Source organism: Microbacterium rhizophilum (assembly GCF_039605615.1).
GTDB lineage: Bacteria > Actinomycetota > Actinomycetes > Actinomycetales > Microbacteriaceae > Microbacterium > Microbacterium rhizophilus.
The window spans coordinates 19,879-43,432 of sequence record NZ_JBCNUN010000011.1 but is presented as its reverse complement, the minus strand read 5'-3'; the positions used below and the strand labels follow the sequence as shown (position 1 = coordinate 43,432).

The following is a 23,554-nucleotide window of genomic DNA, read 5'->3' as shown; positions in this document are numbered from 1 at the left end:
AGTGTCACCACCAAACACACCCGAAGTGTCACCGATGTCCTGATACAGAACTGTCACCAATGTCCTGCGACATGACATGCGCCGAAACGGAGTGTTCTCGGGGAGAGCACGTGTTCTCGGGAGGGTTGGTCAGGCGAGGCCCTGGCGGTGGGCGTAGACGACGGCGGCGACGCGGTCGCGCGCGCCGAGCTTCTGCAGGATGTTCGAGACGTGCGTCTTTACGGTGGCCTCGCCGATGAAGAGCCGCTCCGCGATCTCGGCATTGCTGAGCGCGTCGGCGAGCAGGCGCAGCACCTCGCCCTCCCGCTCGGTGAACCCGGGATCGGACGCCACCGGCGCCGCGGCGGGCCGCGCGTGGCGCTCGATCACGCGGCGCGTGACCTCCGGGGCGAGCAGCGCGTCGCCGGCCGCGACGACGCGCACGGCCGCGACGAGCTCCTCGGGGCCGGCGTTCTTCAGCAGGAAGCCGCTCGCCCCCGCATCGAGCGCCGCGAACAGGTAGTCGTCGCGGTCGAAGGTCGTCACGATCAGGATCCGGGGTGCGCGGTCCGCGCCGAGGATCCGCCGGGTCGCCTCGATGCCGTCCATGTCGGGCATCTGCACGTCCATCAGGATCACGTCGGGCGACAGGGCGGCCGCGGCAGCGACGGCGGCGGCGCCGGTCGCCGCCTCCCCCGCCACGGCGATCCCGGAGGCCTCGAGGATCGTGCGGAAGCCCATCCGCATGGTCGCGTGGTCGTCGACGAGCAGGACGCGCGGAGTCATGCCGCGCTCCCGCCGGGCACCGGCACGCGCACGCGCACGAGGTAGCCGCCGCGGTCGCGCGGGCCGAACTCGAGCGACCCGCCCGACGCGATCGCGCGCTCGCGCATGCCGAGCTGACCGAGCCCGGGACGGGCGTTCGCGGGCGCCCGGCCCGTGTTGGAGACCTCGAGCTCGACGGCGTCGCTCGCATACCGCAGCCGCATGTCCGCCGTCACGTCGGGTCCCGCGTGCCGCCGGGCGTTCGTGAGGGCCTCCTGCGCGATCCGGTACAGGCTGACGTGCACCGTCTCGGGAACCTCGAGCGGCTCGCCCACGACCTGGAAGGTGGTCGGGGTGCCGGCCGCGGACGTCTCGTGCGCGAGCGCCGCCAGGCCGTCGATCCGCAGGGTGGAGGCGGCCTCGTCACCCAGGCCAGGTGCGCGGAGCGTGTCGAGCAGCAGGTGCAGCTCGTCGATCGCCGAGCGCGCGGACTGCTCGACCGAACTCAATATTCCCGTCGCGGCATCCGGATCCCGGGCGAGCACCGTGCGCGCCGCACCCGCCTGCACGCCCATCGCGGAGACGTGATGGGCGACGACGTCGTGGAGCTCGCGAGCGATCCGGATGCGGTCCAGGGTGACGGCCTGCGCGGCCGACATCTCGCGCTCCTCCTCGAGTTCACGCGAGCGGCGTCGGAGCGCCTCGCGATCGCGCGCCGCGGCGTAGGCGCGATCGCCGAGGTAGTAGGCGCCGCCGAAGTACGCCGCGTTGACGAGCCACATGATGAGCATGTACGCGACGTACGGGGAGAAGGCGCCCGCGGTGTCCGGCGTATGCTCCCCTGGGTTCACCGCACCGAGATATGTCGTTGCGAGCATCCACACGAACATGCCCGCGATGATCACGCCGCGGCTCCACGCCGCACGGCGACGGTCGTCGACCCACGCGCCGATCGTGTAGAACGACACGAACATCGTGACCTGACTCACGTAGAGCTCGATCATCTCGAGCGTGACCCCGGCGAAGTAGGCGGCGGCGATCGTCACCGCGACGGCGATCGGGAACCGGCGCCGCGCGGCGAGCGGCAGCGTCGTGAGGGCCGCCAGCAGCAGCGGCCAGGCTCCCGCGTCGTCGCGGAACGTGAACAGCTGGGACACCGTGGACAGTGCCACGCTCAGCACCGAGGCGACGAACAGCCCGATCGCCAGCAGGATGTCCATCCGCAGGTCGCGCGCGGAAGGCCGGGCGCGCGGGGTGCTGCCGGACGCCGGGGATGCCGGGCCCGCGGCTGGTGTACGCGTGAGGAGCGCCATGCCCCCACGCTACGGAACCGCGAGTCGCCTCTCCTCCCCCGCGCGACGGACGCGCGTGAAAGATCCTTCGCGAGAGGTCTTGTCCACGCACTTGTTTTTTGCAAGCATGACGTCGGACCCACCCGGATCCAGCACGGCGGGGCCATCCGCGCCCCAGCAGCGAAGCAGGAGAACGTCATGGTCACGCACATCTTCGTCAACCTGCCGACGGCCGATCTGCCGAAGGCGAAGGACTTCTACACCGCGCTCGGCGCCGAGATGGTGCCCGAGTTCACGGATGACAACGCCGCCTGCGTGAAGTGGGACGAGAACGTCTTCTTCATGATCCTCACGAAGGAGTACTTCGCCTCCTTCACCGACAAGCCCGTCTACGACCCCGCGGCGGGCGCACAGGTGATCACGGCGCTGAGCCGCGAGTCGCGCGACGGCGTCGACGCGATCCGGGACGCGGTGCTCGTCGCGGGGGGCACGCAGAACGGCGAGGCCAAGGACTACGGCTTCATGTACCAGGTCAGCCTCAACGACCTCGACGGCAACATCATCGAGTTCATGTGGATGGATCCGGTCGCCGCCGAGCAGGGCCCCGAGGCGTGGGCGGAGCAGGGCATCCCGCAGGGCTGACGCGTGGCCTCGCGCAGCTACGGGCAGTACTGCGGCGTGACGACGGCCGTCGAGCGGGTCGGGGAGCGATGGGCGCTGCTCATCGTGCGCGACCTGCTCGTCGGCCCGCGGCGCTACACGGACCTCAAGCAGGGACTGCCGAAGATCCCGACGAACATCCTCAGCACCCGCCTCAAGGAGCTGCAGGAGGGCGGCGTCGTGCGCCGCGTCCCGATTCCGCGGTGCGGTCTGGTGTACGAGCTGACCGAGTACGGGCGCGAGCTCGAGCCGATCGTGCTCGCGCTGGGACGATGGGGTTTCCAGCAGATGGGTGACCCGGGCGAGGGCGACATCGTCACGGCGGACTCGCTCACCATGGCATTGCGGACCGCGTACCGGGTGGACGTCGGCGGGAGCATGCCGGAGACGACATACGAGCTGGCGGTCGGCCTCGTGACGCTCGGCGCGCGGGTGGCCGGGGGAGCGCTGCAGGTGTGGCAGATCGCGCCCGCAGCCCCACCGGTGGGCGGGGCGCTCCCGGACGTGGAGCCCGACGTCCGGATCGCGGCCGGGCCGGCGATCCGGCGCGTCATCTCGGGGGAGCTGTCGCCGGACGATGCGATCGCCGGGGGACACGTGCACGTCGTTGACGGCGACCCCGCGCTGCTGGCGCGCTTCGCGGCGACGTTCCACATCGAGCCAGGGGAGCGAGCCGCCTGACCGTCGACCTTCAGCGGGTGATCTCGACTCGCTCGCTCGCTCGATGGCCGGCCCGGCTGCTGCGCGCGCCTGCGAGCCGAAGCGACCGTCGTAGCCCCTCGCTCGGGTCAGCCGAAGATCATCGGGACGTCGTCGTCCTCGTCCCCGCTCGGGAAGTCGAGGTCGACGACGACCGGCACGTGGTCGCTGGGGGCGTCGCCCTTGCGCTCGTCGCGATGGATCGCGGCACCCGCCACGGCATCCGCGAGGGCGCGGGAGCCGAGGATGAAGTCGATGCGAAGTCCCTGGTTGCGGGGGAATTTCAGCGCCTTGTAGTCCCAGTAGGTGTAGCCCTGGGGCACGAGGGGGCGGACGACGTCGCTGAGCCCGGCCGACTCGAGGGCCGCGAACGCCTCGCGCTCGGCGGGGGAGACGTGGGTCGTGACGCCCTCGACGACCTGCGGGTCGCCGTTGTCCGCGTCGGTCGGCGCGATGTTGAAGTCGCCGACGAGTGCGAGCGGGAGGTCGGGCTGGGCGGCGAGGGTCTGGCGGGTGTGCTCCTCGAGCGCCTTCAGCCAGTGCAGCTTGTAGACGTAGTGCGGATCCTGCAGGGAGCGGCCGTTGGGCACGTAGAGGCTCCAGACGCGGACGCCGCCCACGGTGGCGCCGATCGCGCGGGCTTCGAGGGGCGCATCGGGGCCGTCATGGTCCTTCAGGAATCCGGGCATTCCCGGAAAGGAATACTCGACGTCCTGGATGGGCTCGCGGCTCGCGATGGCGACGCCGTTCCACTGGTTCAGTCCGTGCGCCTCGACGTGATAGCCGGCGGCCTCGAACTCCGCGAAGGGGAACTGCTCGGGCTTGCACTTGATCTCCTGCATGGCGAGCACGTCGATGTGCTCGCGCTCTGCGAAGGCGACGATGCGCCCCACGCGCGCGCGGATGGAGTTCACGTTCCAGGTGGCAAGCCGCATGCCGTCCAGCCTAATGAGGGGTGCCGACGTCGCCGTTCGCGCCGGCACGCGACCGGCAATACCGAAGGTGGTGGCCAACGAGTTTCGAAGAAATCTTCGCCTGGATCCAGCGGATCGGCCGGCACGCGCTCGCCGAGCTCCTGGGCGAGGCGCGGTCGATCCGCCGCGACTTCTAGACTGGCCCTCATGGCCGCATCCACGCCCGAGCTCGAAGAGGACCGCCAGGCGCTCGTCCGCCTGATCAAGGACGAGGCGGTGTTCCACGGCGACTTCACGCTCTCGAGCGGCAAGAAGGCGACGTACTACGTCGACATGCGCAAGCTGACCCTCGATCACCGCGCCGCCCCCGTGATCGGACGCATCATGCGGGACCTGATCGCGGACATCCCGGATGTCGTCGCGGTCGGCGGCCTCACGCTCGGCGCCGACCCGATCGCCAACGCGGTGATGCACGAGTCGGCACGCTCGGATCGCCCGGTCGACGCGTTCGTCGTCCGCAAGGAGCCGAAGGACCACGGCCGCGGCCGCCAGATCGAGGGCGCGGACGTCAAGGGACGGCGCGTGGTCGTGGTCGAGGACACGTCCACCACCGGCCAGTCGGCCCTCAAGGCCGTCGAGGCGCTGCGCCGCGAAGGCGCGGAGGTCGTGGCCGTCGCGGTGATCGTCGACCGCTCGACCGGCGCCCAGGCCGCGATCGAGGCCGAGGGCCTCGAGTGGCGCGCGGCCATCGGCCTCGTCGACCTCGGTCTCGACCCCCAGTAGGCATGACGCGCTTCGCGCTCGCCCTCGACCTGGGCGGCACCAAACTGGACGCGGCCCTGGTCGCGGAGGACGGATCCGTCCTGCCGGGCAGCCGCAACCGTCGCCCCACGGGGCGCACCGCCACGCCCGCGGACCTCGACGCCGCGATCGCGACGACCGTCGCGCAGGCGCTGGCGCACCTGCCGTCGGACGCGGAGTTCGCGGGCGTCGGCATCGGCAGCGCCGGCCCGATCGACCTCGTGGCGGGCGCGATCCACCCGGTCAACATGCCCGAGCTGCGAGGGTACGGCCTCGTCGAGACCGCGCGGCGCTCGGCGGCCGAGGTGCTCGGCGCGGACGACGTGCCGGTGCGTCTGCGGCACGACGGCGGCTGCCTCGCCCTCGCCGAGTCCTGGATCGGCGCGGCCGCGGGATCGCGCGCCTCGCTCTCGATCGTCGTCTCGACGGGGGTGGGCGGCGGGATCGTCGTGGACGGCGCCCCCATCGGCGGAGCCTCGGGCAATGCCGGGCATCTCGGGCAGACCGTCATCGGCGACCTGACGCTCGAGGAGATCGCCTCGGGCCCGTCGAGCGTGAACTGGGCGCGGGGCGAGGGATGGACGGGGGAGACCGGCGAGGACATCGCGCGTGACGCCGCGAACGGCGACCGGATCGCCCGCGCGGCGATCGAGCGCTCCGCCGCGATGGTGGGCCTCGGCCTCGCGAACGCCTCGACGCTGCTCGACCTCGAGGTCATCGCGATCAGCGGCGGCTTCTCGCGCGTCTCGGACGACTACGTCGATCTCGCGGCCGCCGCCCTGCGGCGCACGGCCGTGCTGCCCTACGCGCGGGCGACGCGCGTCGTGCGCAGCGCGCTCGGCGACGAGGGCCCGCTCGTGGGCGCCGCCGCCCTCGTGCTGCGCTGAGGCCCCAGCCTCTCAGCGCCTCGGCGGCTCCGGCAGGCGACGACCGCGCGGCGGGCGCCGAGGCAGAAGCCGTGCTCGACCGAGACATCTTTCACGCGCGACCGAGCGCAGGGACCTTCGGCACTCTGTCAACAAAGGCCCGAGCGACGATGATAGGACTGGGGGTCCGCCCGGGGGATGCCCGGGTGATCGATCGGCGCTCGACGACGAGGCCGGAACGACGGAGTAGAGATGGCCGCATCGCTGACGGACAGGCTCACCGACGACCTGCGCGCCCGCATCCTGACCGGGGCGCTCGAGCCCGGGTCGATGGTGGTGGAGCCGCGCCTGGCCGACGAGTTCGGGGTCTCGAAGACACCGGTGCGCGAGGCACTCGGGCGCCTGGCCGGCGAGGGCCTCGTGGCGGTGCTGCCCAAGAAGGGCTACCTGGTGCGCCCGATGGCCCTGCGCGACGTCGAGGACGTGCTCACCCTGCGCGAGCTGCTCGAGCCGCACGCCGCCGCCGCGGCCGCGTCGCGCATCACGCGCCACGAGCTCGCGCTGCTCCATGGCGTGATCGACACGCAGCGCGCGCACGCGGGGGAGGAGCCGCTGGAGGCCATGCGGGACGCCCGCGACTTCCATCGTGCGATCGCCACGGCGTCGGGGAACACGCGCCTGGCCGAGGCCATCGCGGGCCCGCTCGACGAGACCTCGCGGGCGCACCACATCCTCACGGGCATGCAGCGCTACATGACCCAGCCGCAGGAGATCGCCGAGCACGAGCGGATCCTCGACGCGCTGGAGTCCGGATCGCCCGCGGATGCCGCGGCGGCCATGCGCGCGCACCTGGCGTCGATCCGCGAGGCCATGCTCGGCGAGGCACGTCGCGCCGAGCGCTGAGGATGGTTGTCTCGGTGTGGCGGGGCGCGTCAGCTCGCCCCTGATGCAGACCGCTCGTCCTCGATCCGGAGCACCCATCCCCATGCATGACGACATCCCACTCACCGTCGGCCGCGCGACCCGCGTGCTGAAGGAGCGGATCCAGCCCGCGGTCCACGCCCTGCGCGTCCCGCTCGAGGTGGGCGTGCACGAGCTGCCGGGCGAGCCCATCGCGCCGGCCGACGGCCTCGCTCTCGACTACGCGCCGTTCGAGGTCGGATCGCCGTGGGGCGCCGCGTGGGGCACGACCTGGTTCCGCGTGCGCGGCACCGTGCCGGCGGAGTGGGCCGGGCAGCGCGTGGAGGCGGTGGTCGACCTGGGCTTCGACGTCGATATGACTGGCTTCCAGTGCGAGGGCCTCGTCCACCTGCCCGACGGCACGCCCGTGAAGTCCCTCAACCCGCGCAATCAGTGGGTCAGGATCGCGGATGCCGCGGCGGGCGGCGAGCGGGTCGAGTTCCTGATCGAGGCGGCGTCGAATCCGGTGCTGCTCGACGTCGCTCACTGGCGGACGGGGCACCCCTTCCTGCCCACGCAGGAGGGCGACATCCGCACGTCCTCGCCGAAGAAGCTCTACACGACGCGCCACTTCGACCTCGCGGTGTTCGACCGGGAGGTGTTCGAGCTCGCGCTCGACATCGAGGTGCTGCTCGAGCTGCAGGCCGAGCTGCCCCCGTCGGCGCCGCGGCGCATGCGCATCCTGCAGGCGCTCGACGACGCGCTGGACCTGCTCGACCTGCAGCGCATAGCGGCCACGGCCGCGGAGGCGCGCGCCGCGCTCGCCCCGGCGCTCGCGTCGCCGGCCGAGGCGTCGGCGCACGAGATCTCGGCGGTCGGCCACGCGCACATCGACTCGGCGTGGCTGTGGCCCGTGCGGGAGACGATCCGCAAGGTCGCACGCACGACGTCGTCCATGACCGACCTGATCGGCGAGACCGACGACTTCCTCTACGGCATGTCGAGTGCGCAGCAGTACGCGTGGATCAAGCGGCACCGCCCCGAGGTGTACGAGAAGGTTCGCGAGGCCGTAGCCGAGGGCCGGTTCCTGCCGCTCGGCGGGATGTGGGTCGAGTCGGACACCGTGATGCCCACGGGCGAGGCGCTCGTCCGTCAGTTCCTGTACGGCCAGCGGTTCTTCGAGCGCGAGTTCGGCATCCGCTCGAAGGGCGTGTGGCTGCCCGACTCGTTCGGCTACTCGCCGGCGCTGCCCCAGCTGATCCGGCGCGCGGGCTTCGAGTGGTTCTTCACGCAGAAGATCTCCTGGAATCAGGTGAACCGCTTCCCGCACCACACGTTCGCGTGGGAGGGCATCGACGGGTCCCGGATCCTCAGCCACTTCCCCCCGATGGACACCTACAGCTCGCAGCTGTCCGGATCGGAGGTGGCGCGCGCGTCCCGCCAGTTCCGGGAGTCGCGTCTCGCGAACGGGTCGATCGCCCCGGTCGGGTGGGGAGACGGCGGCGGCGGCACGACGCGCGAGATGACGGGCAAGGCCCGGCGCCTCGCGGATCTCGAGGGGTCGGCGAAGGTGCGGTGGGAGCATCCGGACGCGTTCTTCGACCGCGCCAGGGAGCAGCTGCCGCAGCCGCCCGTGTGGGTCGGCGAGCTGTACCTGGAGCTGCACCGTGCGACGCTCACGAGCCAGCACAGGACCAAGCAGGGCAACCGCCGCACAGAGCACCTGCTGATCGAGGCCGAGCTGTGGGCCGCGTCGGCCGCGTTCTGGACCGGCGCCGAGTACCCCTACGACGAGCTCGACGCGCTGTGGCAGCAGGTGCTGCTACAGCAGTTCCACGACATCCTGCCGGGCACCTCGATCGCGTGGGTGCATCGCGAGGCCGTCGAGCAGTACGCGCGCGTGGCCGTCGCGGCGGAGGCACTGATCCAGTGGTCGCTGGCGGCGCTCGCCGGATGGGGCGACGAGACGGTCGTGTTCAACGCCGCGCCGATCGCGCAGGGCGGCGTCGCGGCCCTCGGGGCGGCCGCGCCGGCGGCGGCATCCGGCTCCGTCACGGTCTCGCCCGAGGCCGGCGGCTACGTGCTCGACAACGGGATCGTCCGGGTCGTGATCACGGCCGACGGGCTCATCACGTCGGCGGTCGACCTGGCCAGCGGGCGCGATGCGATCCCGGCCGGGTCCGAGGCGAACCTGCTGCAGCTGCACCAGGACTTCCCGAACATGTGGGACGCGTGGGACGTCGACCGCTACTACCGCAACCGCGTCGACGACCTGCGCGACGTGGAGTCGATGACGGTCGAGGAGACAGCGGACGGCGTCTCGGTGACCGTGTCGCGCCGGTTCTCGCAGTCGTCGCTGGCCCAGCGCCTCACGCTGCGGGCCGGATCCCCCGTGCTCGAGATCGCGCAGACGGCCGACTGGCACGAGACCGAGAAGTTCCTCAAGGTCGCGTTCCCACTCGACATCCATGCCGAGCACACGGCGGCCGAGACGCAGTTCGGCTACGTCAAGCGCGTCACGCACACCAACACGAGCTGGGAGGCGGCGAAGTTCGAGACCTCCATGCACCGCTTCGTGCACGTGGAGGAGCCCGGCTTCGGCGTCGCGCTCGCGACCGACTCGACGTACGGCTACGACGTCACGCGCGACTCGACGCCCGAGCACGGCGTCACGACCACGGTGCGGTTGTCGCTGCTGCGCGCACCGCGCTTCCCCGATCCCGAGACGGATCAGGGCGAGCAGACCCACCGCTACGCGCTCGTGATCGGCGTCGGCATCGAGGACGCGACCGCCGCGGGCCTGGCGATGAACCTGCCGCTGCGTGCGGCGACCGGATCGCCCGTGGCGCCCGTCGTGGAGGCGTCGGGCGGTGCGCTGGTGTCGTCGGTCAAGCTCGCCGCGGACCGCTCGGGCGACCTGATCGTGCGCGTGTACGAGCCGTACGGGCGTCGCACGGCGGCGGGCCTGCGGTTCGGCCGCGCCGTGTCGTCCGTCGCGACCGTGTCGCTCATCGAGGACGCGGACCCGTCGCTCGCGCCGGTCGAGCTCGTGGGCGGCCGCGACGTCGCCCTCGCGCTCACCCCGTTCGAGGTGCGCACGCTGCGGGTCACGCTCTGACGCCCGGTCGCTCAGCGACCGGGGTGCGGGCTCAGAGCAGGGCGGAGGTGCGCGGGCCGAGGCCGAGGTGGGCCGCGACGCTCAGCTGGTCGGCCGTGTCGACGTCGCGGCGCAGGGTGGACGCCGCCGGGATCGGCAGCGACGCGAATCCGGATGCCGCGTGGCGCGCGGCGGAGGCGGCGCCGAACGCGGGCTCGATCGGCGCCCCGGCCGACGCGGTGATGAGGGTCGTGCCCGTGCCCTCTGCGTCCGGGACGAAGGCGCGCTCGTGCGCGGCGGCGAGGTCGAGCGCCGCGTCGAGGTCGGCCGCGGTCAAGGCCGGCAGGTCGCCGAGCAGGGCGGCGCGCGGCCGGTCGGGGCGCGCGGCGGTCAGGCCGGCGGTGATCGCCGGGTTGAGGCCCGCGCCCGGGTCGGGCACCACGCGGACCTCGGGCCTGCGGCCCCCGCCCACCTCGCTGACCGTCCGCACGGCGAGCTGGCCGTCCGACGTCACCACCACGACCTCGGCAACATGCCGCGCGCCGCATACGGCCTCGATCGTGTCGAGCGCGATCGCCGAGGCGAGCTCCGCGCGGTCCGGATGCGCAAGGCGTGACTTGCCGGTCGACCCCTTGACCGGGATCACGACCGTCCAGCTCCCGGACGACGGGACCCCGGTCAACGGAAGCGCTCGCGCAGGCGCGGCAGCACCTGCTCGCCGTACAGGCGCAGGAACGCCTCCTGGTCGTGGCCGGGGTCGTGGAAGACGAGGTGCCGGAAGCCGAGCTCGACGTAGGTCGCGATGGCCTCGATGTGCTGCTCGACGTCGTCCGACACGATGAAGCGGGACGCGGCGCGGTCGATCGGCAGCTCCTCGGCGCGGCGCTGCATCTCGATCGGGTCGTGGATGCCGGTCTTCTCCTCGGGCTTGAGCGCCAGCGGCGCCCAGAAGCGCGTGTTCTCCTTCGCCTGGGCGAGATCCGGACGGAACGAGACCTTCACCTCGATCAGGGTGTCGACGTCGTCGGGGGAGCGGCGGCCCTTCTCGATCCCCTCCTCGAACGCGGGCAGGAGGTTGTCGGTGTACAGCGACGGGTCCTTGCCGCTCGTGGTGATCCAGCCGTCGGCCATGCGTCCGGCCAGGCGGGTCGCCGCGGGGCCGGACGCGCCGATGTAGATCGGCACCAGCGTCTCGGGCCGGTCGTAGATCGTCGCGTTGCTCGTGGAGTAGTAGGTGCCCTCGAACGTGACGCGCTCCTCGGTCCACAGGGTGCGGATGAGGGTGATCGCCTCCTTCATGCGCTGGAAGCGCTCGGGCGACTCGGGCCACTCCAGGCCGAGGGTCACCTCGTTGAGCGCCTCGCCCGTGCCGACGCCGAGGATCATGCGGCCCGGGTGCATCGCGCCGAGTGTGCCGAACGCCTGGGCCACGACGCCCGGGTGGTACCGGAACGTCGGGGTGAGAACCGAGGTGCCGAGCAGCACGCGCTTCGTGCGCTCGCCGACCGCCCCGAGCCAGGGGAGCGCGGCGGGCGCGTGGCCGCCGTCGTGCATCCACGGCTGCATGTGGTCGGAGAGGAACACCGAGTCGAAGCCCATCTCCTCCGCCAGCACGGCGTAGTCGAGCAGCTCGCGGGGTCCGAACTGCTCGGACGACGCCTTGTAGCCGAAGCGCATCGGGATGGTCATGTCGGGGCTCCTTCTTCGGAGGTCAGGGGATGAGTGCGGGATCCAGGATGTCGTCGCGCACGCGCGCGAGACGGTCGCGGAAGTCGGCGACGGTGCCGGGCCAGAGCAGGGTGAGGCGACCCGAACGCGGATCCGTATACCAATTCCGGCATCCACCCTCGAGCCAGGGTGTGCCCGCCGCGCGCTCGGCGATCTCAGCGGTGTAGTCGGCCTCGGCCTCCGCGGTGACCCGCACGGTCCGGCCCGCGGCGACCACGGCCGCCGAGAACGCGGCCTGCTGCTCCATGATCAGCACGGCGGAGTTGTGGCCGAGCGAGGCGTTCGGCCCGTTGAGGATATGCAGATTCGGGAATCCATGGACCAGCGTCGATCCGACCGAGGTCATGCCCTCCGACCAGTGCTCGTCGAGCGTGAGGCCGTGCTCGCCGGTGATGAGGCGGGCGTAGGGCTGCCTCGCGGCCTCGAAGCCCGTGGCCAACACGATGACGTCGGCCTTGTGCCGGGCCCCGCTCGCGGCCACGAGGACGTCGTCGTCGACCGCGGCCAGGGCCGAGGCCTCGAGCGTGACGGATCCGTCCGCGATCGCCGGGTAGAACGCGTCGCTCAGCAGCACGCGCTTGCAGCCGAACGCGTAGCCCGGCGTGAGCGCGGCGCGCAGCGCCGGATCCGGCACCTGTCGCGCGAGATGCGCGAGGGCGACGTCGCGCGCCTCCGCGGCGGCGACCGGATCGCCCGACCGCGATGCGAAGCGCGCCTCCCCCTCGACGTGCAGCTCGTCGCGCAGAGCCGCGAGCGCCGCGGGATCATCCGCCCACGTGGAGCGCTCGGCGGCGGCGTACGCGCGGTCGCGGCGGGGCACGATCCACGCCGGCGTGCGCTGGAACAGCGTGACATCCGCGCCCCGGCGCGCGAGCTCGGGCGTGAGCTGCACGGCGCTCGCGCCCGTGCCGATCACGGCGATGCGGGCGCCCTCGATCCGGATCCGGTCGTCCCACCGCGCGGAGTGGAACACCGCCCCCGGGAAGTCCGCGAGCCCGGGGATGTCGGGGATCACGGGCTCGGTGAGCCGGCCCGCGGCGAGGATGACGTTCGTCGCGTGGATGATCCCGGGCCCAGTGCCGGTCGCGACGACCCAGTGGTCCTCGTCCCAGCGCGCGTCGGTCAGGGCGGTGCCGAGGCGCAGATGCCGGTCGAGGCCCTCGTCGCGCACGATGCGCTCGAGGTAGGCGCGGATCTCCGCGCCCGGCGCGAATGCTCGGGACCACCCTGGCCACGGGTGGGTGGACAGACCGTAGAGGTGCGCCGGCACGTCGCACGCGACGCCGGGGTAGATGTTGTCACGCCACGTGCCGCCGACGGCATGCGCCCGCTCGAGGATCAGGAAGTCGGAGACGCCCTCGGCGCGCAGGGCGAGCGCCGCGGCGATTCCCGCGAAGCCCGCGCCGACGATCACCGTGTCGGTTCGTTCGCTTCCCGAGGAGATCCTCGATCCAGAGGAGATCATCGAGGGGAATCCTCCTCGCGAAGCCGGGTCTCCTCGTGAAGCCGGGTCGTCCGCACGGCGGTCATCCCGGTCCGCGCGGGTACGTCGCCGTAGGTCGTGGAGCGCTGCCGGAACGGGCGGAACAGGCCGCGCGCGATCGCGCGCGCCTCGTGGACGGGCAGCTCGAGGCCGCGCTCGACACCCGCGCCGGGCAGCACGCGCCCGTCGAGCAGCGTGCCGCCGAGGTCGTCGCCGCCGGCGCGCAGCAGCTCGATGGAAGCGGGGATGCCGTGCCGCGTCCACGGGATCTGGATGTGCGGGATCACGCCCGACAGCAGCAGGCGCGACACCGCGGCCATCGCGCGGTGCTCGTCGAGCGGCGCGCGGCCGGGGACCAGCGGCACGCCGCCGCCCATCGCCTCCGGCAGCGGGATCGGCACGAACTCCGTGAAGCCGCGCGTCTCGCGCTGGATCGCCGCGAGCTCGCGAAGGTGGGCGATCCGCTCGCCGGCGGTCTCGACGTGCCCGTAGAACAGCACGGATGTCGACCGGAAGCCGGCGCGATGGGCGGCGGCGATGTTCTCGCGCCACCGGTCGATCTCGAGGTCGCCGGGAGCGATCAGCTCCCGCACGCGCTCGCTCAGCACCTTGACGCCCGTGCCCGGCACGGTGTCCACGCCGGCGTCGCGCATCGCCGCGAGGGCGCCCGCCAGTCCGAGGCCCGAGCGGTCCGCGAGGTCCGCGACGTCCTGCGGGCGGAAGGCGTGCAGGTGCATGCCCGGAGCGGCATGCTTGATCGCCCGCGCGATGTCGAGGTACGCCTCGGCGTCCTCGGACGGCGCGACGAGGCCCTGCACGCAGATCTCGGTCAGCCCGAGCTCGAGCGCGTCGCGTGCGATGTCCGCGAGCACCGCCGGGTCGTAGGTGTTGGGCTCCCCGGTGGGCACGCGCCGGAAGTTCGCCGACGCCACGTTGCGGTTCGCGACGATCGTGAGCGCCTCGCCGACCGTGTACCGCCGCACGTCGTCGGCCGTCGCGGCGAGGGCGTCCGCGTCGGCGCCCGACGCGCGCAGCAGGATCTCCCACTCGGCGTCGTCGAGCGACGCGGGATCGGACGCGGCGCGCGAGAGGACGGCGCCGAACCCCGCGTCGGCGCGCGGGCGCGGCGCCTGACGCGCCGGCGCGATCGGCGAGGTGCGCGCGAGCCGCGTGACGGGATCCGCCAGCGCGTACGTGGCGTCGCGGATCGCGGGGTCCAGCCAGGCGTCCGTCACGTACGGCGGGTGCGCCGTGAGCCGCTCGCGCAGCTCGAATCCGGCCTCCGCGGTGAAGCGCGCGAGGTCGTCCAGGTGCGGCCAGGGGCGCTCGGGGTTCACGTGGTCGGCGGTCAGCGGAGAGACGCCGCCCCAGTCGTCGGCGCCGGCGCGCACGAGCAGGTCGAACTCCTGCGGGTCCGACAGGTTCGGCGGCACCTGGATCCTCATGCCCGGCCCCATCACGAGCCGCGCCACGGCGACCGCCGCGACGTACTCGACGAGGTCGGCGTCGGGCGCATCCTGCATCGCGGTCCGCGGCTTCGCGCGGAAGTTCTGCACGATGATCTCCTGCACGTGACCGTGCCGGGCCTGGGTCTCGCGCAGCGCGACGAGCGACTCGGCGCGATCGCGCAGGGTCTCGCCGATCCCGACCAGGATCCCGGTGGTGAACGGGATGCGCGCCCGGCCGGCGTCCTCGAGAAGCCGCAGGCGGACATCCGGATCCTTGTCGGGCGAGCCGTAGTGCACCTGCCCCGGCTCCTCGTACAGGCGCCGCGACGTGGTCTCGAGCATGACGCCCATGGACGGCGCGACGGGACGCAGCATCGCGAGCTCGTCGGCGGTCATGATCCCGGGGTTCAGGTGGGGCAGCAGGCCCGTCTCGGCGACGATCGCGCGCGCCATGTCGGCGACGTAGTCCAGCGTGGAGGCGTAGCCGTGGTCGTCGAGCCACGCACGCGCCTCGGGCCAGCGGTCCTCCGGACGGTCGCCGAGGGTGAGCAGCGCCTCCTTGCAGCCGAGCGCCTGGCCCTGCCGCGCGACGGCGAGCACCTGCTCGCGCGACATGTACGTCGGCTTGTGCTGCGTGAGCAGCTGGCCGGGCGTGTCGACGAAGATGCAGTAGTGGCAGCGGTCGCGGCACAGCGTCGTGAGCGGGATGAACACCTTGCGCGAGTAGGTCATGACGCCCGCGCGCCCGATGGCCCCCAGGCCCGCGTCGCGCACCCGCGCGGCGGTTGCGAGCAGGCGGTCGAGCGCGTAGCCCGAGGCCCCGAGCAGCGCCTCGGCGTCGTCGACGCCGATCTGGCGGCCCGCCTCGGCATGGGCCAGCGCGGCCTCGAGCGCGGCGACGCCGGACTCGACGCCCTGGCTGGGACGGTGCGGATCGAGCAGGGTCACCGAATCAGTCTCGCACCGCGGGCGGCAGCGAGGGCCGACCGATCGTTGCCGTCCTGTGAGGAGACGCGCGCACCAGAGCGGGCAGGATGGATCCATGGTGACTCTGCTTCTCGACCAGCGGCAGCTGGAGATCGTGCTCACGCGCGTCGAGCGGGTGCTCGCGGCTCAGCGCGGCGATCTGCGCTTCGACCGCACCTCGATCGCGAAGCTGCAGCTCACGGACGAACCGGCGACGTGGCTGCGCGGCGTCCGCGCGCCCGGCACGCACCTGCCGCAGGTCCTCGCGCTGGGCACGTGGCGCTCCGCCCAGGGCGACGACTTCGTGGCGATCCGCCACGGCCGCCCCGGCGTCGTGATCGACCTCGACGGCCACGAGCGCTTCAGCCGCCTGATCCTCTCGACGCGCCACGGTCATGCCCTCGCCAAGGCCCTGCAGCTGGAGGCGGGCGAAGCCGAGGGCTGACGCCTGCCGATGCGCCGTCAGCCGTGGCGCTCGTCCTCGTCCGGCCATTCGATCACCGAATCGGGTGTCTCGAGCGCATCGGGATCGTCGGCGTCCTCCTCGCGCGGCGAGAGGAGGACCTCGGGCGCGGGCACCCAGCCCGGCGTGGGCTGCTCGCCCGCGGGCGACGCGGCGATCAGCTGGGCCTCGCCTGCCGTGACGTCCTTCTCGATCTCCCACAGCGGGCGGCGCAGGAAGCCGAACGGATCCGGATCCGCGTCGGTCACGAGGGACGGGGCGCTCAGGTCGCTCGCGGTCGCCTGCTCGTCCACGACGACCTCGCTGTCCACGGTGGTCGGCGTGAAGGGCAGCTGGTCGACGGTCTCGACCTGCGCACCCGCCTCGTCCGTCTCCGGCGCTTCGGGCTCGTCCGCCGCGGGCTCTGCGTCATCCGCCCCCGGCTCGTCCTCGTTCGCGGCGACCTCCGGCGCGTCGTCGGCCTCATCCGCGTCCGTGCCGTCCGGCTGATCTTCGGCCTCGCCCGCCTCGGCCGGAGCCGGGACGTCCCACGTGCCGTTCACGATCTTGAGGAAGACGTCCTCGAGGCTCTGCTGCCGCAGCTGCAGCGCCGACAGCGGCACGCCGGCCTCGGCGGCGAGCTCGCCGATCTCGGCCGTGGTGGCGCCGGTGACATTGATGCCCGAGCGCAGCAGCTCGAACTGCAGGCCCCGCGCGCGCAGCGCGTCGCGCAGCGCCGAGCGGTGCGGCGAGTCGACGGCGACGACCGCGTCCATGACCGCGAGCTGCTCGATCCCGCCGCTGAACAGCAGGCGGCCGTTCGAGATGATCAGGATGTTGTCCGCGACCTGCTGGACCTCGCTGAGCACGTGCGACGACATCAGCACGGTGCGCCCCTCGTCCGCGAGGCGGCGCATCAGGAGGCGCATCCAGCGGATGCCCTCCGGGTCGAGGCCGTTGGCCGGCTCGTCGAACACCAGCACGGCGGGGTCGCCCAGCAGCGCCTCGGCGACGCCCAGACGCTGGCGCATGCCGAGGGAGAAGCCGCCGATGCGCATGTCGCCCACGCCCCCGAGCCCGACGACGTCGAGCACCTCGGCCACGCGCGCGGCCGGCACGCCGATCGCGCGGGCCATCGCCAGCAGGTGGCGCTCGGCCGTGCGCCGCGGCCGGTAGGTCGTGTTCTCGAGCAGGGCGCCGACCTCCCGGCGCGGCTGCGAGAGCTTCGCGTACGGGACGCCGCCGATCAGCGCCGTGCCCGCCGTGGGCCTGATGTCGCCCAGCAGGATGCGCAGCGTCGTCGACTTGCCCGCTCCGTTCGGTCCGACGAAGCCGGTCACGACACCGGGCTCGACGCGTGCGGTGAAGTCGGAGACCGCGGCGACGTCACCGAAGATCTTGGTGACTCCGCGGAACTCCAGCACCTTGCCGTCGGCCATCCGCTCCCTCTCTTGGGTGTACAGGTCCCCCCTATCTTGGCGGATATCCCGCGGAACCTGGGGATCCGGGCCGTTCGCCGGGCGATCCGCACCCCCGCGCCGGCGCCCGCGCGACGCGCAGGCCGCCCGCGCGAGAGGCCCCGGTAGCGTGGACCCGTGACCTCTCCGACGCCGGATCCCCGCATCCTCACCCGCCGCGAGGGCGGACTGGGCACCATCACCCTCAACCGACCGGAGGCGATCAACGCGGTCGACCTCGACATGATCGAGGCGATCCGCGGCGTGCTCGACGCGTGGTTGACGGATCCGGACGTCCAGGTCGTGCTGTTCGACGGGGCGGGGGAGCGTGGCTTCAGCGCGGGCGGTGACGTGCGGCGCCTGCATGCCGCGGTCGCCGGCGGCGAGGTGACCGCGGCCGAGCGGTTCTTCCGCGCGGAGTACACGATGAACGCGTTCATCGATGAGTACCCGAAGCCGATCGTCGTCTTCGCCGACGGCGTCACGATGGGCGGCGGGATCGGGATCGCCGGGCACTCGCACGTGCGCATCGTCACCGAGACGTCGCAGCTCGCGATGCCCGAGACGCGCCTGGGCTTCACGCCCGACGCGGGCGGCTCGTGGCTGCTCGGGGCGGCGCCCGGCCGCCTCGGGGAGTTCCTCGCGCTGACGTGCTGGGCCATGGGCCCCGCCGACGCCATCCACGCCGGCTTCGCCGATCACTTCGTGCCAGCCGAGCGCCTGCCTTCGCTGCACGAGGCGCTCACGACGCGCGCGGATCCGTCCACCCCCACCGAGCTCGTCCTGCTGTTCGACGAGACCGCCGAGGCCGGCCCGATCGAGCGCGCCCGCGACTGGATCGACGACGCCTTCGCGGCCGACACCGTGCCCGAGATCGTGGATCGGCTGCGCGCCCTCGCCGCCGACGGCGTCGCCGAGGGCGAGGCCGTGAGTCCCGCCGCCGCGCTCGCCGCGATCGACGAGCGCTCGCCCGTCGCCCTCACGGTCACGCTCGCGGCCGTGCGCTCGTCGCGCGCGCTGCGGGGCCTGCGCGACGCGCTGTCGCAGGAGTTCGCGCTCGTGCTGTGGTTCATGGCGACCCAGCCCGACATGGCCGAGGGCATCCGCGCGCAGATGGTCGACAAGGACCGCGCGCCGAAGTGGAGCCCCGCGACGCTCGCCGAGGTCACGACCGACACCGTGGGCGACGCGTTCGCGTTCGAACCCGAGCGCCCGCTGTTCGACTGATCCGGCCCCGCGCGCGCGTCGCGCTGGGACACTGGCTGCATGACGGACTTCGGCACGTACGGGGTATGGCGGGGCGCGGCGACTCTGGATGCGCGCTTCGCCACGGAGGTCGAGCGCCTCGGCTACGGAGCGCTCTGGGTCGGCGGATCGCCGGGCGGCGATCTGCGGATCGTCGAGGACCTGCTCGACGCGACCGCGCGGATCCGGATCGCCACCGGCATCGTGAACATCTGGAAGGACGACGCGGCGGTCGTCGCGCGCTCCTTCCGGCGGATCGAGGACCGTCACCCCGGCCGATTCGTCGTCGGCATCGGATCGGGTCACCGCGAGGCCACCGCGCATCGCGTCCGGCCGCTGGCGACGCTCTCGGCGTACCTCGACGTGTTCGACGCGGAGGGGGTCGGCCGGGACCAGCGGCTGCTCGCCGCGCTGGGCGATCGCACGCTCGCGCTCGCCGCAGAGCGCTCGCTCGGCGCGCACCCGTACCTGACCGTGCCGGTCCACACGGCGCACGCGCGCGCCATCCTGGACGGCACCCGCCCCGGCGCGCTGCTGGCGCCCGAGCAGAAGGTCGTGATCCACGCGGACCGGGACGAGGCCCGCGCCGTCGCCCGCCGCTACCTGAAGCGCTACTTCGGCCTCGAGAACTACGTCGGCGCGCTCATCCGCAGCGGTGTCGACGAGGCCGAGTTCACCGGCGGGGGCTCGGACGCGCTGATCGACCTCGTGGCCTCGAATCCGACGGTCGGCGCCGCGGTCGCGGGCATCCGCGCGCACCTCGACGCGGGCGCCGACCACGTCCCGGTCCAGGCTCTCGGCGACGACCCCCTGGGCTCGCTGGCGCGCCTCGGGGAGGCGCTGCGCCTCGGAGCCTGAGCGGGCTCACCGCGCCACGCGCTCCGTCCCGGTCAGCGGGATTGGGCATGGGAGCGCTCCCATTGGTTGGTGTCCTCCACATGGGGGACACGATTTGTCCCCCATGTGGGGGACAAATCCAAAGCCGGTCTTAGGGCGAACTTGACGCTCGCCTGAGTATTCATCCGTATGTTCTTCCCTGGCGGCGACCACAGCGGAACACCCGTGACCGCGGCGGCAGAGCCTCGCACCCCCCGGCGAAAAGACCTGCTCTGCCGCGTGGCCGCCCCATCATTCGGCGTGCCCGCACGCCCCACCGGCTTCCCCCCACCCCCGAAACACCTGGAGATACTCGTGAACAAGTTTGCAAAGAGCTCGATCGCCGCTGCCGCGGGCATCGTCCTCCTCCTCGGCGGCGCCGGCTCGCTCGCCTACTGGAACGACTCGGCCGACCTGGCCGACGTGACGGTGAACGCCGGCAAGCTCGAGCTCGCCGCCGACGAGACCGCCACGTGGTCGAAGCCCGCTGCCGAGGCCTGGGTGCCCGGTGACAAGTCGACCTACACCACGACGCTGACCCTGACCGCTGAGGGAGCGCAGATCCACGGCACCGTCGCTGTGGACAGCACGTCGTACGTCATCCCGGCCGAGTTCGGCAGCGACTTCACGGTCGTCGCGACCCAGGGAACCGGTGCCACGTACAAGGCGTCGTCCTCTGGGTCTGCCGTTGCCGCCACCAGCAGCGAGCTCTCGTTCGCCGGCGGGGTGTTCACCTTCAAGAAGCCGGGCGTCTACACGATCCCCGTCACGGTGACGGCGAACTTCGCGTTCAAGGACACCGCCGCTCAGAACAACTCGATGAGCAAGTCGGTCGACCTCACGGGCCTGAAGTTCGTCGCGACTCAGACCCAGCCGTGATCCAGTCCGCCGTGCCCCGTTCCTCCGCGAACGGGGCACGGCGGCGCCTCAGCCGCTCCCGTCCCACACCCCGCAGGAAGTCGCCGTGTCCCAGCCCAGCAGTCCCGCCTCGCAGCCCCGCCGGCTGCGCCGCGCACGGGTCCGCAGGGCGCAGCGGGTCCGTGGACTCGTCGCCTCCGCGCTCAGCGCGACGGCCCTCCTCCTCGTCGCTTTGACGGGGGTCGGCGGCACCTACGCGATGTGGGTCGACGGAGCGGCGGTCACCGGCACGACGGTGCAGTCCGGTACCGCTGCCCTGTCCCTCTCGGGCATCGACAGCGCCCTCGTGTCGAACATGCTGCCCGGTGAGTCCGTCCGCCAGACGATGACGGTCACCAACACCGGCCAGGCCGCCCTCGCCGTCACGGCGACGGGTGCGGCCGTCGCAGGATTCGAGCTTCGGATCGCGGCGGGCGGCTGCTCGGGCACGTTCACCACCCTGGCGACCGGCGCACATCCGTCGATCGCGACGAAGCTCGCCGGGTCGCAGTTCACCACCGTGTGCCTCGAGGTCCGCGCTCTCAGCGGCACCGCCGCTCCCGCGCCCGGCGCCGCCGCGGACTACACGGTGACCTTCGACGGCACGCAGGTGCGCTGATGGCGCCCCTTCTCCGCCGGCGCCGCGCCGGACTGATCGCTGCCCTCGCCGTCTTCCTCACCCTCGCCGGCGGCGGCATCGCGTCCGCGTACTGGGCGGCGAGCGCCACGGCTCCCCTGCAGGCCAAGGCTGCGACGGTCGGAGTCACCCAGGCGGTGTACGCACCTGCCTCCGGCGGCACGCCGCTGGGCACCACGTACACGACGCAGAACCTCCGCGTCGGCGGAGCGGTGACACTTGCGAACACCGGCAGCCGGCCCACGTCGGCATACTCGCTGACCCTGTCCGGCACGTCGACGACACCCGGCTTCACCGGCGCCATCCAGGTCGCGGCAGGGACGGTGGGAAGCGTTGCGGCGTGCACGTCCACGGCTCAGCTGGGGGCGCTCAAGACGGGTTCGCTCTCGTCGGGTTCATTCACCTACTCGGGGACGACCCCTCTGGCGGAGCGCGGCGGAAGCGTGGTGCTGTGCGTGCAGACGTGGATCACCTCCGGCAGCGTCTCGACGTACGGCGGAGCGACCGCGACGCTCGCGCTGCAGTCGCAGCTCACGTACTCGACCGGCACCGGCTGGCAGAAGTCCAGTGAGACGACCTCGTTCGACCAGAAGGTCGCCGCGGCGAGCCTGGGCCAGACGATGACCTGCAGCGGAAACGACCCCTGGCACATCCAGCTGTCCTACCCGGCGACGAACCCCCAGCAGGGAACGAAGTTCCGGGCATATCTCGCCCGGGAGTCGTCGCCCACCACTCGCGTCGAATTTCCCGCGACGTCGATGAATCCCTGGTACACAGTGCTTCAGTTCTCTCAGGGGAACGCCGACCTCCAGGCCTACGTGCGTGCAGCTGGCGGCGGCACCGGCAACACCTGGGTCTATGTCGAGGAGCAGGTGGGGGGAACCGGAGCCTGGAAGCCCGCCGGAGTCGGCAAGATCCACATCCTCTCCGCCAATCCCGTGCAGGGTGTCGTCTGCGGGTGGCAGTGATCGCCGCCTCGACTCTCGCTCTTGTCGCGGCGTCGGCGCTGGCGCTGCCAGTCGTGCCGGCGGCGGTCGACGACTCCCCGCTCGAGCTCTCCGTCGACGGTTCCACGTGGTCGCACGCGGCCCCGGCCTCGCTCTTCGCGGACGGTCTCCGGCTCGTTCCCGGAGACCGCACCACGGCGACGATGCACGTCCGCAATGCGGAGGAGACGTCCGGCGTGCTCGTCGTCGTCGTGCGAGAGCCGAGCGGCCAGAGTCCCGCAGCCGAACGGGCGTTCCGCCTCTCGGGTCAGGATGAGCGCGGGCCCGGCCTCGCGCCCACCGCCGTCGCGGATCTCGGCGTCTGCACGTCCGTCGTCTCGCCGCAGATGCTCGCGCCCGGCGAGTCCGTCGCGGTCGATCTCGGCGTGCAGCTCGACCCGGGTCTGTCCGGCGAAGAGGTCCAGAACGAAGCGATCGACTTCGACCTGTGGTTCGGGCTGACCGACGCCACGGTCGCCGGGGTGGACGAGGACGGCTGCCCCCAGTTCGTCCAGAACAACCCCGGACTGGATCCGGCGCCGCCTGCCGCGCTTCCCACCGAGGACCCCGACGACGCGGCGGCGGCGCCGCCCGTCCCGGGGCCCGGCGACTTCATCCCCGGACCGGGCGGCCTCGCCGCGACCGGCGGCACCGTCGCGCTCTCCGCGGTTATCGTGGGTAGCGCATTGGGGGGTGCGGGATGGCTGATGCTTCTTCTGGCGCGGCGGCGCCGACGCCGCCGCGCGTGAGCGAGCGCCGCGCGCACCGCGACGCACTGGCGGCCCCGAGCGGTGCGCCCGATCCCGGCGACGAGGTCGAAGCCGGTTCCGAGCCCGGCGCCGCGGACGAGGCGCCCCGGCCGAGCGGCCTGCGCGAGACGCTGCGCGCCCTGATCCGCGGCGTCAGCATCGGGATCCTGGTTCTCGTGCTCGGCCTGGGCGTCCTCGTGATCGGCGTTCCGGCGGCGGTCGGCGGCATCCCGCTGACGATCCTGACGGGGTCCATGCGCCCGAATCTGCCCCCGGGCACCCTGATCGTCGTCAAGCCGACGCCCGTCGAGGAGATCGGCATCGGCGACGTGCTGACCTTCCAGCTCGAGTCGGGTCAGGCCGCGCTCGTGAGCCACCGCGTGATCTCGCGCATCACGGATTCCGCCTCGGGCGAGCTGCGCTTCATCACGCAGGGCGACGCGAACGACGTGCCCGACCCGGATCCGGTGATGCCGGTGCAGATCCGCGGCACCGTCTGGTACGCCGTGCCCTGGATCGGATGGGTCAACAGCGCGGTGAGCGGATCCGCGCGCAGCTGGATCGTGCCCATCGTCTCGGGGGGACTTTTCGCGTACGCGGGCTGGCTCGTCGTGAGCGGCATCGTCGATCGCCGCCGCAGGAGACGCCGCTCGTGAGTCCCGACCAG

General features: G+C 72.5%; 22 protein-coding genes. 14 read left to right on the top strand and 8 right to left on the bottom strand.

Annotated features, from left to right (window positions below; genetic code table 11):
* Positions 1-129 precede the first annotated feature (129 nt).
* Both AAD528_RS15385 and AAD528_RS15380 read right to left on the bottom strand, forming a co-directional pair.
* Positions 130-765 (bottom strand): response regulator, encoded by a 636-nt coding sequence (locus AAD528_RS15385; RefSeq protein WP_345752965.1) that lies wholly within the window; start codon positions 763-765, stop codon positions 130-132.
* Positions 762-2,057 (bottom strand): sensor histidine kinase, encoded by a 1,296-nt coding sequence (locus tag AAD528_RS15380; protein ID WP_345752964.1) that lies wholly within the window; start codon positions 2,055-2,057, stop codon positions 762-764. The genes AAD528_RS15385 and AAD528_RS15380 overlap by 4 nt, the downstream gene beginning before the upstream one ends.
* A 177-nt stretch (positions 2,058-2,234) precedes the next feature.
* Here AAD528_RS15380 and AAD528_RS15375 point away from each other — a divergent pair, with 177 nt between their 5' ends.
* On the top strand, positions 2,235-2,678 hold the full coding sequence (locus AAD528_RS15375; protein WP_345752963.1) for a VOC family protein: 444 nt from the start codon (positions 2,235-2,237) through the stop codon (positions 2,676-2,678).
* 3 nt (positions 2,679-2,681) lie between these two features.
* Positions 2,682-3,377: a winged helix-turn-helix transcriptional regulator gene (locus AAD528_RS15370; RefSeq protein ID WP_345752962.1), complete on the top strand. Its 696-nt coding sequence runs from the start codon at positions 2,682-2,684 to the stop codon at positions 3,375-3,377.
* 107 nt (positions 3,378-3,484) lie between these two features.
* On the opposite strand, the gene AAD528_RS15365 is transcribed toward AAD528_RS15370, so the two are convergent.
* Positions 3,485-4,330 (bottom strand): exodeoxyribonuclease III, encoded by an 846-nt coding sequence (locus tag AAD528_RS15365; RefSeq protein ID WP_345752961.1) that lies wholly within the window; start codon positions 4,328-4,330, stop codon positions 3,485-3,487.
* A 186-nt stretch (positions 4,331-4,516) separates the two neighbouring features.
* On the opposite strand from AAD528_RS15365, the gene pyrE reads away from it, so the two are divergent.
* The 4 genes from pyrE to AAD528_RS15345 all read left to right on the top strand — a co-directional run bounded on the left by pyrE (position 4,517) and on the right by AAD528_RS15345 (position 9,994).
* Positions 4,517-5,092: an orotate phosphoribosyltransferase gene (gene pyrE / locus AAD528_RS15360; RefSeq protein ID WP_345752960.1), complete on the top strand. Its 576-nt coding sequence runs from the start codon at positions 4,517-4,519 to the stop codon at positions 5,090-5,092.
* A gap of 2 nt (positions 5,093-5,094) precedes the next feature.
* A complete protein-coding gene (locus AAD528_RS15355; RefSeq protein ID WP_345752959.1) occupies positions 5,095-5,997 on the top strand; it encodes an ROK family protein in 903 nt (300 codons plus the stop codon).
* Positions 5,998-6,228: 231 nt separating this feature from the next.
* The gene (locus tag AAD528_RS15350; protein WP_345752958.1) at positions 6,229-6,879 is read left to right on the top strand and encodes a GntR family transcriptional regulator; all 651 of its coding nucleotides are present in this window, start codon (positions 6,229-6,231) and stop codon (positions 6,877-6,879) included.
* An 82-nt stretch (positions 6,880-6,961) separates the two neighbouring features.
* Entirely contained in the window at positions 6,962-9,994 is a 3,033-nt protein-coding gene (locus tag AAD528_RS15345; RefSeq protein ID WP_345752957.1) for an alpha-mannosidase, read from the top strand.
* Positions 9,995-10,025: 31 nt separating this feature from the next.
* Here AAD528_RS15345 and cofC read toward each other — a convergent pair whose 3' ends face one another.
* From cofC to cofG, 4 genes are read right to left on the bottom strand one after another with little or no spacing between them, the layout of a single operon-like run.
* Entirely contained in the window at positions 10,026-10,619 is a 594-nt protein-coding gene (cofC, locus tag AAD528_RS15340) for a 2-phospho-L-lactate guanylyltransferase (RefSeq protein ID WP_345752956.1), read from the bottom strand.
* A gap of 32 nt (positions 10,620-10,651) precedes the next feature.
* Positions 10,652-11,662 carry a glucose-6-phosphate dehydrogenase (coenzyme-F420) gene (gene fgd / locus AAD528_RS15335; RefSeq protein WP_345752955.1) on the bottom strand — a complete coding sequence of 337 codons (1,011 nt, stop codon included), beginning with the start codon at positions 11,660-11,662 and terminating at the stop codon, positions 10,652-10,654.
* 22 nt (positions 11,663-11,684) lie between these two features.
* Positions 11,685-13,166: a flavin-containing monooxygenase gene (locus AAD528_RS15330; RefSeq protein WP_345752954.1), complete on the bottom strand. Its 1,482-nt coding sequence runs from the start codon at positions 13,164-13,166 to the stop codon at positions 11,685-11,687.
* Entirely contained in the window at positions 13,163-15,574 is a 2,412-nt protein-coding gene (cofG, locus tag AAD528_RS15325) for a 7,8-didemethyl-8-hydroxy-5-deazariboflavin synthase CofG (RefSeq protein ID WP_445974734.1), read from the bottom strand. Before cofG ends, AAD528_RS15330 begins: the two co-directional genes overlap by 4 nt.
* Positions 15,575-15,674: 100 nt before the next feature.
* Between cofG and AAD528_RS15320 the strand changes: the two genes are divergently transcribed.
* Positions 15,675-16,043 carry a hypothetical protein gene (locus tag AAD528_RS15320; protein WP_345752952.1) on the top strand — a complete coding sequence of 123 codons (369 nt, stop codon included), beginning with the start codon at positions 15,675-15,677 and terminating at the stop codon, positions 16,041-16,043.
* A gap of 17 nt (positions 16,044-16,060) precedes the next feature.
* On the opposite strand, the gene AAD528_RS15315 is transcribed toward AAD528_RS15320, so the two are convergent.
* Positions 16,061-17,479, bottom strand: a complete 1,419-nt coding sequence (locus AAD528_RS15315) for an ATP-binding cassette domain-containing protein (protein ID WP_345752951.1) — start codon at positions 17,477-17,479, stop codon at positions 16,061-16,063.
* 156 nt (positions 17,480-17,635) lie between these two features.
* On the opposite strand from AAD528_RS15315, the gene AAD528_RS15310 reads away from it, so the two are divergent.
* From AAD528_RS15310 to AAD528_RS15280, 7 genes are all read left to right on the top strand, one after another.
* Entirely contained in the window at positions 17,636-18,724 is a 1,089-nt protein-coding gene (locus AAD528_RS15310; protein WP_345752950.1) for an enoyl-CoA hydratase/isomerase family protein, read from the top strand.
* A gap of 39 nt (positions 18,725-18,763) precedes the next feature.
* The gene (locus AAD528_RS15305; protein ID WP_345752949.1) at positions 18,764-19,600 is read left to right on the top strand and encodes a TIGR03620 family F420-dependent LLM class oxidoreductase; all 837 of its coding nucleotides are present in this window, start codon (positions 18,764-18,766) and stop codon (positions 19,598-19,600) included.
* A 333-nt stretch (positions 19,601-19,933) separates the two neighbouring features.
* The gene (locus AAD528_RS15300; RefSeq protein WP_345752948.1) at positions 19,934-20,497 is read left to right on the top strand and encodes an alternate-type signal peptide domain-containing protein; all 564 of its coding nucleotides are present in this window, start codon (positions 19,934-19,936) and stop codon (positions 20,495-20,497) included.
* An 85-nt stretch (positions 20,498-20,582) separates the two neighbouring features.
* Positions 20,583-21,134 (top strand): TasA family protein, encoded by a 552-nt coding sequence (locus AAD528_RS15295; RefSeq protein WP_345752947.1) that lies wholly within the window; start codon positions 20,583-20,585, stop codon positions 21,132-21,134.
* Complete coding sequence (locus tag AAD528_RS15290; protein WP_345752946.1) at positions 21,134-22,120, top strand: hypothetical protein; 987 nt, start codon at positions 21,134-21,136, stop codon at positions 22,118-22,120. Before AAD528_RS15295 ends, AAD528_RS15290 begins: the two co-directional genes overlap by 1 nt.
* Complete coding sequence (locus AAD528_RS15285; RefSeq protein ID WP_345752945.1) at positions 22,111-22,887, top strand: hypothetical protein; 777 nt, start codon at positions 22,111-22,113, stop codon at positions 22,885-22,887. Before AAD528_RS15290 ends, AAD528_RS15285 begins: the two co-directional genes overlap by 10 nt.
* Entirely contained in the window at positions 22,884-23,543 is a 660-nt protein-coding gene (locus AAD528_RS15280) for a signal peptidase I (RefSeq protein WP_345752944.1), read from the top strand. Before AAD528_RS15285 ends, AAD528_RS15280 begins: the two co-directional genes overlap by 4 nt.
* Positions 23,544-23,554 lie beyond the last annotated feature (11 nt).

What these genes read in the sequence shown, in the direction of transcription:
- AAD528_RS15320 (WP_345752952.1), top strand. Translation starts at nt 15,675, where the DNA reads ATGGTGACTCTGCTTCTCGACCAGCGGCAGCTGGAGATCGTGCTCACG.
- AAD528_RS15330 (WP_345752954.1), bottom strand. Translation starts at nt 13,166, where the DNA reads ATGATCTCCTCTGGATCGAGGATCTCCTCGGGAAGCGAACGAACCGAC.
- AAD528_RS15305 (WP_345752949.1), top strand. Translation starts at nt 18,764, where the DNA reads ATGACGGACTTCGGCACGTACGGGGTATGGCGGGGCGCGGCGACTCTG.
- AAD528_RS15380 (WP_345752964.1), bottom strand. Translation starts at nt 2,057, where the DNA reads ATGGCGCTCCTCACGCGTACACCAGCCGCGGGCCCGGCATCCCCGGCG.
- AAD528_RS15355 (WP_345752959.1), top strand. Translation starts at nt 5,095, where the DNA reads ATGACGCGCTTCGCGCTCGCCCTCGACCTGGGCGGCACCAAACTGGAC.
- AAD528_RS15290 (WP_345752946.1), top strand. Translation starts at nt 21,134, where the DNA reads ATGGCGCCCCTTCTCCGCCGGCGCCGCGCCGGACTGATCGCTGCCCTC.
- AAD528_RS15350 (WP_345752958.1), top strand. Translation starts at nt 6,229, where the DNA reads ATGGCCGCATCGCTGACGGACAGGCTCACCGACGACCTGCGCGCCCGC.
- AAD528_RS15375 (WP_345752963.1), top strand. Translation starts at nt 2,235, where the DNA reads ATGGTCACGCACATCTTCGTCAACCTGCCGACGGCCGATCTGCCGAAG.
- AAD528_RS15345 (WP_345752957.1), top strand. Translation starts at nt 6,962, where the DNA reads ATGCATGACGACATCCCACTCACCGTCGGCCGCGCGACCCGCGTGCTG.
- fgd (WP_345752955.1), bottom strand. Translation starts at nt 11,662, where the DNA reads ATGACCATCCCGATGCGCTTCGGCTACAAGGCGTCGTCCGAGCAGTTC.
- AAD528_RS15315 (WP_345752951.1), bottom strand. Translation starts at nt 17,479, where the DNA reads ATGGCCGACGGCAAGGTGCTGGAGTTCCGCGGAGTCACCAAGATCTTC.
- pyrE (WP_345752960.1), top strand. Translation starts at nt 4,517, where the DNA reads ATGGCCGCATCCACGCCCGAGCTCGAAGAGGACCGCCAGGCGCTCGTC.
- AAD528_RS15385 (WP_345752965.1), bottom strand. Translation starts at nt 765, where the DNA reads ATGACTCCGCGCGTCCTGCTCGTCGACGACCACGCGACCATGCGGATG.
- AAD528_RS15365 (WP_345752961.1), bottom strand. Translation starts at nt 4,330, where the DNA reads ATGCGGCTTGCCACCTGGAACGTGAACTCCATCCGCGCGCGCGTGGGG.